Annotated in this window: 13 protein-coding genes; 11 read left to right on the top strand and 2 right to left on the bottom strand. The window is 74.8% G+C overall.

Annotated features, from left to right (window positions below):
- Positions 1–22: 22 nt before the first annotated feature.
- Positions 23–1,744, bottom strand: a complete 1,722-nt coding sequence (gene paaN / locus ACZ4WQ_RS27095) for a phenylacetic acid degradation protein PaaN (protein ID WP_468022483.1) — start codon at positions 1,742–1,744, stop codon at positions 23–25.
- 134 nt (positions 1,745–1,878) lie between these two features.
- On the opposite strand from paaN, the gene ACZ4WQ_RS27090 reads away from it, so the two are divergent.
- Complete coding sequence (locus tag ACZ4WQ_RS27090; protein ID WP_311725950.1) at positions 1,879–3,420, top strand: 3-hydroxyacyl-CoA dehydrogenase; 1,542 nt, start codon at positions 1,879–1,881, stop codon at positions 3,418–3,420.
- A complete protein-coding gene (locus ACZ4WQ_RS27085) occupies positions 3,417–4,013 on the top strand; it encodes a TetR/AcrR family transcriptional regulator (protein WP_311725949.1) in 597 nt (198 codons plus the stop codon). The genes ACZ4WQ_RS27090 and ACZ4WQ_RS27085 overlap by 4 nt, the downstream gene beginning before the upstream one ends.
- On the opposite strand, the gene ACZ4WQ_RS27080 is transcribed toward ACZ4WQ_RS27085, so the two are convergent.
- On the bottom strand, positions 4,010–4,498 hold the full coding sequence (locus ACZ4WQ_RS27080; protein ID WP_311725948.1) for an Lrp/AsnC family transcriptional regulator: 489 nt from the start codon (positions 4,496–4,498) through the stop codon (positions 4,010–4,012). The genes ACZ4WQ_RS27085 and ACZ4WQ_RS27080 overlap by 4 nt on opposite strands.
- Before the next feature lie 166 nt (positions 4,499–4,664).
- Between ACZ4WQ_RS27080 and pdhA the strand changes: the two genes are divergently transcribed.
- From pdhA to ACZ4WQ_RS27035, 9 genes are all read left to right on the top strand, one after another.
- On the top strand, positions 4,665–5,795 hold the full coding sequence (gene pdhA / locus ACZ4WQ_RS27075; protein ID WP_311725947.1) for a pyruvate dehydrogenase (acetyl-transferring) E1 component subunit alpha: 1,131 nt from the start codon (positions 4,665–4,667) through the stop codon (positions 5,793–5,795).
- Positions 5,792–6,823, top strand: a complete 1,032-nt coding sequence (locus ACZ4WQ_RS27070; RefSeq protein WP_352130665.1) for an alpha-ketoacid dehydrogenase subunit beta — start codon at positions 5,792–5,794, stop codon at positions 6,821–6,823. Before pdhA ends, ACZ4WQ_RS27070 begins: the two co-directional genes overlap by 4 nt.
- Positions 6,823–8,310, top strand: coding sequence for a dihydrolipoamide acetyltransferase family protein (locus ACZ4WQ_RS27065; RefSeq protein WP_468022562.1), 1,488 nt, complete (start codon positions 6,823–6,825; stop codon positions 8,308–8,310). The genes ACZ4WQ_RS27070 and ACZ4WQ_RS27065 overlap by 1 nt, the downstream gene beginning before the upstream one ends.
- 63 nt (positions 8,311–8,373) lie before the next feature.
- On the top strand, positions 8,374–9,204 hold the full coding sequence (locus tag ACZ4WQ_RS27060; RefSeq protein WP_358846740.1) for an NTP transferase domain-containing protein: 831 nt from the start codon (positions 8,374–8,376) through the stop codon (positions 9,202–9,204).
- Positions 9,201–10,769: a molybdopterin molybdotransferase MoeA gene (locus ACZ4WQ_RS27055; RefSeq protein ID WP_468022482.1), complete on the top strand. Its 1,569-nt coding sequence runs from the start codon at positions 9,201–9,203 to the stop codon at positions 10,767–10,769. Before ACZ4WQ_RS27060 ends, ACZ4WQ_RS27055 begins: the two co-directional genes overlap by 4 nt.
- Positions 10,770–11,091: 322 nt before the next feature.
- Positions 11,092–12,069, top strand: a complete 978-nt coding sequence (locus ACZ4WQ_RS27050; protein ID WP_311725943.1) for an NAD(P)H-quinone oxidoreductase — start codon at positions 11,092–11,094, stop codon at positions 12,067–12,069.
- A gap of 95 nt (positions 12,070–12,164) precedes the next feature.
- Positions 12,165–12,581: a hypothetical protein gene (locus ACZ4WQ_RS27045; RefSeq protein ID WP_311725942.1), complete on the top strand. Its 417-nt coding sequence runs from the start codon at positions 12,165–12,167 to the stop codon at positions 12,579–12,581.
- A gap of 133 nt (positions 12,582–12,714) precedes the next feature.
- Positions 12,715–13,272, top strand: coding sequence for a bacterial proteasome activator family protein (locus ACZ4WQ_RS27040; RefSeq protein ID WP_311725941.1), 558 nt, complete (start codon positions 12,715–12,717; stop codon positions 13,270–13,272).
- 188 nt (positions 13,273–13,460) lie between these two features.
- Positions 13,461–14,363 (top strand): NAD-dependent epimerase/dehydratase family protein, encoded by a 903-nt coding sequence (locus tag ACZ4WQ_RS27035; protein WP_361189394.1) that lies wholly within the window; start codon positions 13,461–13,463, stop codon positions 14,361–14,363.
- The last annotated feature ends 48 nt before the right edge of the window (positions 14,364–14,411 follow it).

Here is a 14,411-nt window from a genome sequence, read left to right as displayed (position 1 = left end):
AAAGCCGCGGAGCCCGGCGGCGTTACAGCGGGCGTCGGACCTCGATCATGCGGAAGCGGGAGGCCACGAACGCCCCGTCGCACAACGCGGCGTTGGCCGAGGGGTTGCCGCCCGTGCCGTGGAAGTCCGAGAAGGCCGCGGTCTGGTTGACGTAGACCCCACCGGTCAGATTCAGCGACAGCTGGGCGCACTCCTCCAGACAGGCCTCCTCGACCAGCCGCTCGGCATCCGGGGAGGTGGTGTACGCGCCGACGGTCATGGCGCCCTTGTCGCGGACCGTGCGGCGCAGCAGGTCGGCCGCGTCCGCCGTCGAGTCCATGGCCACGGCGAAGGACACCGGGCCGAAGCACTCGGACAGATAGGGCGCCTCGGCGTCGGCCGGCTCCCAGAACTTCCGGGCGCCGTCGGCCTTGACGATCACGGGGGTGCGGACCGCGGCCTCGGGGAACTCGGGGTGGGCGACCTGACGGGAGGCCAGGGCGGTGCCGCCGAAGCCGGGGGCGGCCTCCAGCCGCTCCTTGACCCCGGGGTTCACGATCGCGCCGAGCAGGGCGCTCGCCCGCGCGTCGTCGCCCAGCAGCCGCTCGACGGCCGCCGCCAGATCGGCGACCACCTCGTCGTACGACTTGGGGCCGGCGTCCGTGGCGATGCCGTCACGCGGGATGAGCAGGTTCTGCGGGGTGGTGCACATCTGGCCGCAGTACAGGGACAGGGAGAACGCCAGATTGCCCAGCATGCCCTCGTAGTCGTCGGTGGAGTCGATCACGACCGTGTTGACCCCGGCCTTCTCGGTGAAGACCTGGGCCTGGCGGGCGTGGGTCTCCAGCCAGTCGCCGAAGGCGGTGGAGCCCGTGTAGTCGATGATGCGGATCTCGGGGCGCACGGCGAGGACCTTGGCCAGGCCCTCGTCGGGGCGCTCCGCGGCCAGGGCCACCAGATTCGGGTCGAAGCCCGCCTCGCTCAGCACCTCGCGCGCCACCCGGACGGTCAGAGCCAGCGGCAGCACGGCCCGGGGGTGGGGCTTGACCAGGACGGGATTGCCCGTGGCGAGGGAGGCGAACAGGCCCGGGTAGCCGTTCCACGTCGGGAAGGTGTTGCAGCCGATGACCAGGGCGATCCCGCGCGGGACGGCCGTGAAGTCCTTGCGCAGGCGCAGCGGGTCGCGCTTGCCCTGCGGCTTGGTCCACTCGGCCGCCGCGGGGGTGCGCGTCTGCTCCGCGAAGGCATAGGCCACCGCCTCCAGGCCGCGGTCCTGGGCGTGTGGCCCGCCGGCCTGGAACGCCATCAGATAGGCCTGCCCGCTGGTGTGCATGACGGCTTGGGCGAACTCGTGCGAGCGGGCGCCGATCCGGGCCAGGATCTCCAGGCAGACCATGGCGCGCGCCTCGGGGCCCGCGTCCCGCCAGGCCGCCATGCCGGCCCGCATCGCCGGGAGCAGCACCTCGATGTCCGGGTGCGGATACTCCACATCCAGCCCGATGCCGTACGGCGAGGTCTCGGTGGCCGTCCAGCCGTCCGTGCCGGGCTGGTCCAGCCCGAAGCGCTTGCCGCGCAGCGCGTCGAACGCCGTCTGGCCCTCGGCGGGGGACAGGCTTTCCCGGCCGCTCGCGTCGGCCCCTCCGTAGGCCTTCGGATGCTCGGGGTGCGGCGACCAGTATGCGCGGGTACGGATGGCCTCCAGAGCCTGGTCGAGGGTGGGGCGGTGCTGCTCGGTCAACTGCGCTGTGGTGAGTCCGGCGGTCACGACTGACCAACTCCTCGTCGAGCTGGGATTGAGCTGAGCTGGGAACGACGACAGACTTAGGGTAACCGAACGATCGGTCGGGACAAGAGGGCCTGGCGCACCTGTGGATAACTTCGTCCGAGAGGATCAGCGGCATGACTGCGATCGACCGTGGGACCGGCCCCGCCGGCATCGTCGCCGTGGTCGGCACCGGCACCATGGGCCAGGGAATCGCGCAGGTCGCGCTGGTCGCCGGGCATCCCGTGCGGCTCTACGACGCCGCCCCCGGGCGCGCCGCGCAGGCCGCCGACGCCATCGCCGCGCGCCTGGAGAGGCTGGTCGCCAAGGGCCGGCTCGCCCCCGCCGCCCGGGACGCCGCCCTGGGCCGGCTCACCCCGGTCGCCGGGCTCGCCGGGCTGGCGGACGCGGAGCTGGCGATCGAGGCGATCCTGGAGGACCTGGGGGCCAAGCAGCAGCTGTTCACCGCCCTCGAATCGGTCGTCTCCGACGGCTGTCTGCTCGCCACCAACACCTCCTCCCTGTCCGTCACCGCCGTCGCGGGCGCACTGCGGTGCCCCGGCCGCCTCCTGGGCCTGCACTTCTTCAACCCCGCGCCGCTGCTGCCGCTGGTCGAGGTGGTGCGCGGCTTCGCCACCGAGGAGGCGGCCGCCGACCGGGCGTACGAGACCGTCGCGGCCTGGGGCAAGACCCCGGTGCGCTGCGCGGACACCCCCGGCTTCATCGTCAACCGGATCGCCCGCCCCTTCTACGCCGAGGCGTTCCGCGTCCACGAGGAGGGTGCCGCCGACCCGGCCACCGTCGACGCCGTGCTGCGCGAGTGCGGCGGCTTCGCGATGGGCCCGTTTGAGCTGACGGACCTGATCGGCCAGGACGTGAACGAGGCCGTGACCCGCTCGGTGTGGGAGGCGATGTTCCACGACCCGAGGTTCACCCCGTCCCTCGCCCAGCGGCGGCTCGTGGACGCTGGCCTGTACGGGCGCAAGTCGGGCCGCGGCTGGTACGACCACGCCGAGGGCGCGCCGCGCCCCGAGCCGCACACCGCCGAGCCGTGCCGGGCCCCGGAAAAGGTCGCGGTCCACGAGGGAGCGGGGCCGGCCCGGGAGCTGCCGCGGCTCATCGAGGAGGCGGGCATCACGGTCACCCGGGAGGCCCCGGCCCCCGACACCCCGCCCGGAGGCTTCATCGCCCTCCCCGACGGCACCCGGCTGGCCCTCACCGACGGCTCGTCCGCCACCACGGGCTCCCCGGTCCCCTGTGTCCGCTTCGACCTGGCGCTGGACTACCGCGCCGCCACCCGGATCGCCCTCGCCCCGGCCGAGACCGTCGCCCCCAACGCCCTGGAGTCCGCGATCGGGCTCTTCCAGGCGCTCGGGAAGCAGGTCAGCGTCATCGAGGACGTGCCCGGCATGATCGTGGCACGTACGGTCGCGATGCTGGCCGACTTCGCCCTGGACGCCGCCGCCCGCCGGGTGGCGAGCCCGGAGGACATCGACACCGCGATGCGGCTGGGGGTGAACTACCCCCGTGGACCGCTGCGTTGGGGGAGTGAGCTCGGCGCGCGCTGGGTGCGCGACGTAATGTTGAACCTTCACCAGGCCTATCCCACCGGCCGCTATGCCCCGTCCCAACCGCTGATGCGGCGCGCGGCCGCCGAAGAAGAACTGTTCTCATCATGACCATGTCGAAGCGCGACACCTATACGCCCGAATCGCTGCTCGCGGTCGCCGTGGAGGTGTTCAACGAGCGTGGCTACGACGGCACCTCCATGGAGCACCTCTCACGTGCGGCCGGGATCTCCAAGTCATCGATCTACCACCACGTCAAGGGCAAGGAAGAGCTGCTGCGGCTGGCCATAAGCCGCGCCCTCGACGGACTGTTCGGCATCCTCGGCGAGCCGGGCGCGCGCGACGGACGGGCGGTCGAGCGGCTGGAGCACGTGGCCCGGCGCACCGCCGAGGTGCTGATGGCGGAGCTGCCGTACGTCACTCTGCTGCTGCGCGTGCGCGGGAACACGGACACCGAGCGGTGGGCCATGGCCCGGCGGCGGGAGTTCGACCACGAGGTCGCCGCGCTGCTCAAGCAGGCCGTGACCGACGGGGACCTGCGGCCCGACGTGGACGCCCGGCTGGCGACCCGGCTGCTCTTCGGCATGATCAACTCGATTGTGGAGTGGTACCGGCCGAGCCGGGGCGGGGCCGTGAGCTCGGACGAGGTGGCCGACGCGGTGGTCCGCACGGCGTTCGCGGGGCTGCGCGTCTCCCTTGTCTAGAGCTCGGTGTCGAGGTCGGTCTCCTCGAAGACCAGCAGCGTGCGGGTGCTCAGCACCTCGGGTATGGCCTGGATGCGGGTGAGGACCAGCTCGCGCAGCGAGCGGTTGTCCTCGGTGTGGACCAGCAGCAGCACATCGAAGTCCCCGCTGACCAGGGCGATATGAGCGGCGCCCGGAAGCTGCCTGAGCTGCTCGCGGACCGTGCGCCACGAGTTCTGCACGATCTTCAGGGTGATGTACGCCGAGGAGCCCTGCCCGGCCCGCTCCTGGTCCACCCGGGCGCTGAAGCCGCGGATCACCCCGTCGTCGATGAGGCGGTTGATACGCGCGTAGGCGTTGGCGCGCGAGACATGCACCCGCTCGGCGACGGAGCGTATCGAGGCCCGGCCGTCGGCCCGGAGCATACGGAGGATGTCGCGGTCTATCGGATCCAGGGGACGGGCCGGGGGCGTGTCGTCCGGATTGGCCATCTGTTCGCCCCGCATACCGCCCCGCCTCCCCTTCATGGACGTCCTGGCCACATCTCATGCGGTGCTGAACCGTTTGTCCACAGGCTGAGGCCGCCTGTAGCCAAAATGCGTCAACGACCGAACAATCGGTAGGGAGGGGTTCGCCCGCCCCATCAGCTCCCTGTCCGCAGGAGGTCGCGCCATGACGGTCCTTGAGCAGCCCGGTGCCTATCGACCCACTCCCCCGCCCGCCTGGCAGCCCCGCGTCGACGCCGCCCCGCTGCTGCCCGACGCGGAGCCGTACCGCCTGCTGGGCACCGACGCCGCGGCCGACATCGATCCCGCCCTGCTGACCCGGCTCCATCGAGAGCTGGTCCGCGGCCGCCGGTACAACGCGCAGGCCACCGCCCTGACCAGGCAGGGCAGGCTCGCCGTCTACCCCTCCTCCACCGGTCAGGAGGCCTGCCAGGTCGCCGCCGGGCTCGTGCTCCGCGAGCAGGACTGGCTCTTCCCCAGCTACCGCGACACCCTGGCCGCCGTCGTCCGCGGCATCGACCCGGTGCAGGTCCTCACCCTGCTGCGCGGCGACTGGCACTCCGGCTACGACCCGCGCGACCACCGGGTGGCCCCGCTGTGCACCCCGCTGGCCACCCAGCTGCCGCACGCGGTGGGCCTGGCACACGCGGCCCGCCTCAAGGGAGACGACGTGGTGGCGCTCGCCCTGGTCGGCGACGGCGGCACCAGCGAGGGCGACTTCCACGAGGCGCTCAACTTCGCCGCGGTATGGCGGGCCCCCGTCGTCTTCCTCATCCAGAACAACGGCTTCGCGATCTCCGTCCCGCTCGCCAAACAGACCGCCGCCCCCTCCCTCGCCCACAAGGCCGTCGGATACGGCATGCCGGGCCGGCTGGTCGACGGCAATGACGCGGCGGCCGTGCACCAGGTCCTGGGCGAGGCCGTCCGCCGGGCGCGCGCGGGCGGCGGCCCCACCCTCGTCGAGGCCGTCACCTACCGCGTCGACGCCCACACCAACGCCGACGACGCCACCCGCTACCGCTCCGACGCCGAGGTGGAGGCCTGGCGCGCACACGACCCGATCGACCTGCTGGAGGAGGCCATGCGCGCCCGCGGCCTGCTCGACGACCAGGCCGTGCGGGCCGCGCGCGAGGCCGCCGAGCGGCTGGCCGCCGATCTGCGGACGCGGATGCACCAGGACCCGCCCCTGGAACCGATGGACCTCTTCGCGGACGTCTACGCGGAGAAGACCGGCCAGCTGCGCGAGCAGGCGGAGCTTCTGCGCGCGGAGCTCGGCGCCGAGGAGGGCGAGCGATGACGGCGACCGCGGTCAAACCCGCCACCATGGCCCAGGCCCTGGGCCGCGCGCTGCGCGACGCGATGGCCGCCGACCCGGCCGTCCACGTCCTCGGCGAGGACGTGGGCACGCTGGGCGGCGTCTTCAGGGTCACCGACGGGCTCGCGAAGGAGTTCGGCGACGACCGCTGCACGGACACTCCGCTCGCGGAGGCCGGCATCCTGGGCACCGCGGTCGGCATGGCCATGTACGGGCTGCGGCCCGTCGTCGAGATGCAGTTCGACGCGTTCGCCTACCCCTCCTTCGAGCAGCTCGTCAGCCATGTCTCGAGGATGCGCAACCGCACCCGCGGCGCGCTGCCGATGCCCATCACCGTGCGGGTGCCCTACGGCGGCGGCATCGGCGGCGTGGAGCACCACAGCGACTCCTCCGAGGCGTACTACATGGCGACGCCCGGCCTCCATGTGGTCGCCCCGGCCACCGTCGCCGACGCATACGGGCTGCTCCGCGCCGCCATCGCCTCCGACGACCCGGTCGTCTTCCTCGAACCCAAGCGGCTCTACTGGTCCAAGGCCGAGTGGTCCCCCGACCACCCCGAGGAGGTCGCCCCCATCGGCCGCGCCGTGGTGCGGCGCCCGGCCGGCGGCGGCCGGGCCGCCACCCTCGTCTCGTACGGGCCCTCGGTGCCGGTCTGTCTGGAGGCCGCCGAGGCGGCCACGGCCGAGGGTTGGGACCTGGAGGTCGTCGACCTGCGCTCGCTGGTGCCCTTCGACGACGAGACGGTGTGCGCCTCCGTCCGCCGGACCGGGCGGGCCGTCGTCGTCCACGAGGCCACGGGCTTCGGCGGCCCCGGCGGGGAGATCGCCGCCCGGATCACCGAGCGCTGCTTCCACCACCTGGAGGCGCCGGTGCTGCGCGTCGCCGGATTCGACATCCCCTACCCGCCGCCGATGCTGGAGCGGCACCATCTGCCCGGCGTCGACCGGGTGCTGGACGCGGTGGCCCGGCTCCAGTGGGAGTCGGAGTGGACCGAGGGGAGGGCGGTGTGATGGCCGAGGTGCGCGAGTTCACCCTGCCCGACCTGGGAGAGGGGCTCACCGGGGCGGAGATCGTGCGCTGGCTGGTGGAGGTCGGCGATGTCGTCGCGGTCGACCAGCCGGTCGTGGAGGTCGAGACCGCCAAGGCGATGGTGGACGTGCCCTGTCCGTACGGCGGGGTGGTGACCGCGCGCTTCGGCGAGGAGGGCACCGAACTGCCGGTCGGGGCGCCGCTGCTGACGGTCGCCGTCCCGACGGCCGAGGGCCCGCCCCCGAGAGCCGAGAGCCCGCCCCCGGCGGCCGGGGAAGGGTCCGGCAATGTGCTGGTCGGCTATGGCACTTCGGCCCCGGCCGGCCGGCGCCGCCGCGTCCGTCCGGCCCCGCAGGACCCGGTCTCCCCGGCGGCTCCCGCCCCGGCCTCCCCGGCGGCGCCCGCCCCGGCCGGGAGCCCTGCGCCGTCGCCGGCTCCCGGCCCGGTGGCCGCGCGCCCGGAACCGTCCGCGCCGGGGCTGGGCCAGGTCGCCGACGGGGTGGCGCGGTCGTCGGCGCCCGGTCGGCACGGCGATGGCCCGGTCCCCGTCATCTCGCCGCTCGTCCGGCGGCTGGCCCGCGAGCACGGACTGGACCTGAGCGAGCTGCGCGGCTCAGGACCCGACGGCCTGATCCTGCGCGGAGACGTTGAGCAGGCCGCGCAGGCCGCGCAGGCCGCGCAGGCCGCACAGGTCGCCGAGGCCGCGCAGGCCGCACAGGTCGCACAGGTCGCCCAGGTCACGGAAGCCGCGAAGGCGGCACCGGCCCCGCAGGCGTCGGCCGCGCGTCCGGCCGACGGGAAGCGCGTCGTGGTGCGGGGCGTGCGCGGCGCCGAGAAGCTGGCCCGCAGCCGGCGGGAGATCCCCGACGCGACCTGCTGGGTGGACGCCGACGCGACCGAGCTGCTGGCCGCCCGCGCGGCCATGAACACGGCCGGGCCCAAGATCTCCCTGCTCGCCGTCCTGGCCCGCATCTGCACGGCGGCCCTCGCCCGCCACCCCGAGCTGAACGCGACGGTCAGCGAAGGCGAGATCACCCGCCGCGCCGAGATCCACCTCGGCTTCGCCGCGCAGACCGACCGCGGCCTGGTGGTCCCCGTGGTGCGTGACGCGCACGCCCGCGACACGGCCGGACTGTCCGCCGAGATGACCCGCCTCACCGAGGCCGCCCGCTCCGGCACCCTCTCCCCCGGCGAGCTGACCGGAGGCACCTTCACGCTCAACAACTACGGCGTCTTCGGGGTCGACGGCTCGACGCCGATCATCAACCACCCCGAGGCCGCGATGGTCGGCGTCGGCCGGATAGCCGCGAAGCCGTGGGTGCACCAGGATCAGCTGGCGATACGGCAGGTGGTGCAGCTGTCGCTCACCTTCGACCACCGGGTCTGCGACGGCGGCACCGCGGGCGGTTTCCTGCGCTATGTGGCCGACTGCGTGGAACACCCGGCGGTGCTGCTGCGGTCGCTGTAGCGGGGCCGGCCGGGAAGCCGCCCTCGGGGTCTGCACCGGCTGTCACAGGGACATACTCATGGGGTGACGTATGACGCTGTGATCCTGGCCGGAGGCGCCGCCCGGCGGCTGGGCGGCGCCGACAAGCCGGCGCTGCGGGTCGGCGCCCGGCCGCTGCTGGACCGGGTGCTCGGCGCCTGCCAGGGCGCCGGCCGGACCGTCGTCGTCGGGCCGCGCAGACCGACCGCGCGGTCCGTGGACTGGACCCGCGAGGAGCCGCCCGGCGGCGGGCCGGTCGCGGCCGTCGACGCCGGGGTGCGCCGGACCACGGCGCCCGTCGTCCTCGTGCTCTCCGCGGATCTGCCGTTCCTCACCGGCGACACCGTCGGGGCGCTCGTCCAGGGCCTCGGACAGGCCGAAGGGGTGCTGCTCACCGACTCCGGCGGCCGCGAACAGCCCCTGGTCGCGGCGTACCGGGCCGAGCCGCTGCGCCGGGAGATCGCCCTGCTCGCGGCCGAGCACGGCGGGCTGGCCGGGCTGCCCCTGCGGCTGCTCACCGCCGAGCTGACCCTCGCCCGGCTGCACCACCCCACCGCCTCCTTCGACTGCGACACCTGGGAGGACATCACCACCGCCCGCGCACGGATCAGGGAGCATGGACACGTGTTGGATGAATGGATCGCCGCAGTGAAGGCCGAGCTGGGCATCGACCTCGATGTCGATGTCTCCGCCCTTCTCGACCTCGCCCGGGACGCGGCGCACGGCGTCGCCAGGCCCGCCGCGCCGCTGACCACCTTCCTCGTCGGCTACGCGGCCGCCCAGCAGGGCGGCGGCCCCGAGGCGCTGGCCGCCGCCACCGGCAAGGCGGCCGCGCTCGCCGCCCGCTGGGCCGAAGAGGCCGAGTCGACGGGATGACGGACCGGGACCCCCGCGGCGGCGACGCGCTGGACCGCGAGCTCGACGAGGCGCTGGCGCTGGCGAAGGACCAGGGCCCGTATCCGCGGCGCGCCGAGACCTGGGCCGAGGGGCCCGTTCACCGCGACGACGCCGACGACGCCGAAGACGCCGAAGACGTCGATCACGCCGATGCCCTCGGCAACCCTGAGAACCGCGGCAACCCCGAGAACCGCGGCAACCCCGAGAAGCCCGAGTGGACCGACCCATGGACCACGGTGCCGCGCGACCGGGCGCCGCGGGCGCGACGGCCCTCCGGCGCCCCCGCCCGCCACCGGCCCGCCACCACCTGGCCCGATGCCCGCGCGATCGCGGCCCGCGCCCCCCGGAAGGCCGTGGCCAAGGCGGCCCCCCTCGCCCGGCCGCTCGCCGAGGCCCTCGGCCACGTCCTGGCCACGCCCCTCACCGCCCTCACCGACCTGCCGTCCTTCGACACCTCCGCCATGGACGGCTGGGCCCTCGCCGGCCCCGGCCCCTGGCGGCTCCCCGCCGGCGAGCAGTCCATCCTGGCCGGCCACGCCGAGAGCGACCCGCTCCCCGACGGCCACGCGATCCGCATCGCCACCGGCGCCCGCATCCCGCCCGGCGCCACCGCCGTGCTCCGCACCGAACACGGCACCGCGGGCGACGGCTGGCTGTACGCCGCCCCCGGCCACCCCGTCACCCCCGGTCAGGACATCCGCCCCCGAGGCCAGGAGTGCCGCAGCGGCGATCTCCTGCTCCCTGCGGGCGCCCTGGTCACCCCCGTGATACTGGGCCTGGCCGCCGCCGCCGGTTACGACGAGCTGCCGACCGTGCCCCGGCCCCGCGTCGAGATCCTGGTCCTCGGCGACGAACTGCTGCGCGAGGGCCTCCCCCACGACGGGCGCATCCGCGACGCGCTCGGCCCGATGCTCGCCCCCTGGCTGCGCGCGCTCGGCGCCGAGCCGACGGCGACCCGCCGGCTGGGCGACGACGCGGAGGCGCTGTACGCCGCCGTGGCCGGATCCCCCGCCGATGTCGTGCTGACCACCGGCGGTACGGCCGCCGGCCCCGTCGACCACGTCCACCCCACGCTGCGCCGGCTGGACGCCGAGCTGCTGGTCGACGGGGTGGCGGTGCGCCCCGGCCACCCGATGCTGCTGGCCCGCATGGCCCCGGAGAAGCACCTCGTGGGGCTGCCGGGCAATCCGCTGGCCGCCGTGTCCGGCCTGCTGACCCTGGCCGAGCCGCTGCTGCGCACGCTCACGGGCCGCCCGGCGGCCACTCCCTGCCCGGCCCCGCTGGCCGCCGCCGTCCAGGGCCATCCGCGCGACACCCGACTGGTCCCGGTGGTCTTCCGGGGCGACGAGGCGCTTCCGCTCCGCTTCAACGGCCCGGCCATGCTGCGCGGGGTCGCTGTCGCGGACGGCCTTGCCGTCATCCCGCCCGGTGGCGCGGGCCGGGGGAGCGAGGTCGAGGTCCTGGATCTGCCCTGGTCCGCGGCGTGGCCCTCGGCGGCGGGCGGCCCGGGAGACCCGGCGGTCGGGCCGTGGCACCTGCTGTGACCGCCCCGACGGTCTGGACCGTCCAGACCGTCCGGGGGTGTCCGCCGGCCACGTGGCGGAGCCGCACATCGACGCTGTTCCCCACCCCGCCCCTTCCCGTAACCCGGGGCTCCGCCCCTGGACCCCGAAGTCCGGTGGCGGAGCCCCGCCCGGTGGCGGAGCCCCCCCCGGTGGCGGCGCCCCCCGGCGGTAGAGCCCCCCGGCGGTAGAGCCGATCGACACTATGGGAAGGGGCGGGGTGGGGGAGGGCGGCCGCACCGCCCTGACATCGTGCCCTCGCGCCCCGTGCCGGGCGCGGACCCCAGGCAGTAGCCTCGCCGCCATGTATGCGATCACCATCCCCGAACCCGGCGGCCCCGACGCCCTCGTGTGGGCGGAGGTCCCCGATCCCGTACCCGGCGAGGGCGAAGTCCTGGTCGAGGTCGTGGCCGGCGGCGTGAACCGCGCCGATCTGCTCCAGCGCCAGGGCCACTACCCCCCGCCCCCCGGCGCCCCCGACTACCCCGGCCTGGAGTGCTCGGGCCGGATCGCGGCGCTGGGCCCCGGCGTCAGCGGCTGGTCGGTCGGCGACGAGGTGTGCGCGCTGCTCGCGGGCGGCGGATACGCCGAGAAGGTGGCGGTGCCCGCGGGGCAGCTGCTGCCCGCGCCGTCCGGCGTCGACCTGGTCACCGCGGCCGCCCTCCCCGAGGTGACCGCGACCGTGTGGTCGAACGTCTTCATGATCGCCCACCTCCGGCCGGGCGAGACCCTGCTGGCACACGGCGGCTCCAGCGGCATCGGCACCATGGCGATCCAGCTCGCGAAGGCGGTCGGCGCGCGGGTCGCGGTCACGGCGGGCAGCGCCGAGAAGCTGGCGGCCTGCCGTGAGCTGGGCGCCGACATCCTGATCGACTACCACGAGCAGGACTTCGTCGAGGAGGTGCGCAAGGCCACCCAGAACGCGGGGGCGGACGTGATCCTGGACATCGTCGGCGCGAAGTACCTCGCCCAGAACGTGGCCGCGCTCGCCACCAACGGACGGCTGGCGATCATCGGCCTCCAGGGCGGGGCGAAGGCCGAGCTGAACCTCGGCGCGCTGCTGGCCAAGCGCGGCGCCGTGATGGCCACCAGCCTGCGCAGCCGCCCTCTCGCGGAGAAGGCTGCGATCGTCGCGGCGGTGCGCGAGCACGTCTGGCCCCTCGTCGAGAGCGGCCGGGTGCGGCCCATCGTCGACCGTACGATCCCGATGCGCGAGGCGGCCGAGGCGCACCGTGTGCTCGAGCAGAGCGGGCACGTCGGCAAGGTACTGCTGACGGTCTAGCCAGCCAGGCGCCGGGCGGTCCCGGATGCCGTGCCCATGCCGTCGTGTGACGCTGGATACGTCATGCGACGGCCCGGCACGGGAGGGTGACGGCCGTGAGACCTGAGCTCCGTACGCTGCGCACGCTGCCGGTGGTGCTGGTGATGGCCGGTGTGGCGGTGGTGGCCGCGCCGGTGGCGCGCGCCGACGACGACGAGCTGGCCGGGACCCGCGCCGGGGAGGGCCGGGCGCACCCGGGGCGCACCGGGGAGCCCGACGTCGTCCCGCCCGCCGCGTCGGCCGCGCCCGTACCGTCCCGGCGGCCCGGTCGGCCGGACGGCCCCGCGACGCCCGCGCCCAGCGCGGCGACCACCCCCGCCGCGCGGCAGCCACAGGACGCGTACGACGCGGAACCGAACGACGCGGTGCCCACCGGGCGGGCGCTGCGCGTGCTGCCGATGGGCACCGGCCTGGCCCTGATGGGCCTGGGCCTCGGGCTGGCGTTCCTGGGCCTGCGGCTGCGCCGCCACTGAGCCCGGCGGCGGCGAGCCCGGTGGCGGCGAGGTCGGGCGCCCGGGAAGGGGTGCGGCGGCCGCCCGGGGAGCGGTGCCCGAATCCTGGTCACCCGCCCCCTCCGTACGTCTGTACGTGCGGAACAATGGGGGTATGAACCAGCCGATGAACGAACGATCGCAGGAGAGCCCGCACGTCCTGGTCGTCGGTCCGGACGGCATGGCCCTCGGCAGCGCTCCCGGCGACAGCGGCGGTGACGACGAGTCGCGCGAGGTTCCCGTGACGGACATGGTCGAACAGCCGGCCAAGGTCATGCGCATCGGCAGCATGATCAAGCAGCTCCTGGAGGAGGTCCGCGCGGCGCCTCTCGACGAGGCCAGCCGGGTCCGGCTCAAAGAGATCCACTCCAGCTCGGTGAAGGAGCTGGAGGACGGCCTCGCGCCCGAGCTGATCGGCGAGTTGGAACGCCTCTCGCTCCCCTTCACCGACGAGGCGGTCCCGACCGAGGCCGAGCTGCGCATCGCCCAGGCCCAGTTGGTCGGCTGGCTCGAAGGGTTGTTCCACGGCATTCAGACGACGCTGTTCGCCCAGCAGATGGCGGCGCGTGCGCAGCTGGAGCAGATGCGCCGGGCCCTGCCGCCGGGCTTCGGCGGCGAGGACGGGGAGGGCGGGCCGCAGCACGGCGGTGCGCGTTCGGGTCCGTATCTGTAAGCCGCTACCTATAGGCCACCTTTACTACGGCGGGCCGTTCCGGGGACTCCCGAGTCCCGGGAACGGCCCGCCGCCTCCATGGGCGATAGTGGCCCATCGCCGAGCCCCCGGATTGTCCCCTGACAGCGGTCCGGCCGCTTTCTCACCTGGGCCGACAGTCCCAAGAGGCAGAAAGAGGTAGTACCACCATGCGCGTCTTCGTCGCGGGAGCCACCGGCGCGGTCGGCCGCCGTCTCGTCCCGCTTCTCGTGGCGGCGGGGCACGAGGTCACCGGCGCTACGCGCACCGGGGAGGGGGCGGAGCGGCTGCGCGCGCAGGGGGCCTCGGCCGTGCGCGTGGACGTCTTCGACGCTGCCCGCGTGCACCGGGCGGTCGCGGACGCCGCCCCCGACGCGGTCGTCCACCAGCTGACCGCCCTGGCCAACGGCGACCGCGCGGAGAACGGGCGGATCCGCAGGGAGGGCACCCGCCACCTCGTCGACGCCGCCAAGCGCGCCGGGGTCAGGCGCATCGTCGCCCAGTCCATCTCCTGGGCCTACGCGCCCGGTGACGCCCCGGCCGGCGAAAGCACCCCGCTCGACCTGGAAGCGGAGCCGCCGCGGGCCGGGATGGTCGACAGCCTGCGGGCGCTGGAGGAGGCCGCCGCGGAGATCGAGACGCATGTGGTGCTGCGCTACGGGACGTTCTACGGCCCCGGCACCTGGTACGCGCGGGGCGGGCCGCTGGACGCGGCGCTGCGCGGCGAGCAGGCGGCGGGGGATCCGGCGGGGGATCCGGCGGCGGCGCTGGTCGGCCTGCCCGTGGCGGGCGACGCGGTCGGCTCGTTCGTCCATGTCGAGGACGCCGCCCGGGCCGCGGTGGCGGCGCTGGACTGGCCGACCGGCACCGTCAACATCGTGGACGACGAACCGGCCCCGGCCCACGCGTGGCTGCCGGCGTTCGCGGCCGCCGTGGGCGCGCCGCCGCCCGCCCCCGCCGCGGACGGCGGCAGGGAGGGCTGGGAGCGGGGGGCCGACAACACCCTCGCCCGCCGCCGGCTCGGCTGGCGGCCGCTGCACCCGACCTGGCGGACGGGGTTCACGGCGCTGTGACGGCGAAGGGGCCCGGCGGATGCCGGGCCCCTTCCCCAAAACGACGAT

The organism is Streptomyces sp. NPDC028305 (genome assembly GCF_055569495.1).
Note: the sequence above shows the minus strand (reverse complement) of the source record. Positions and strands in the feature narration are given on the sequence as shown.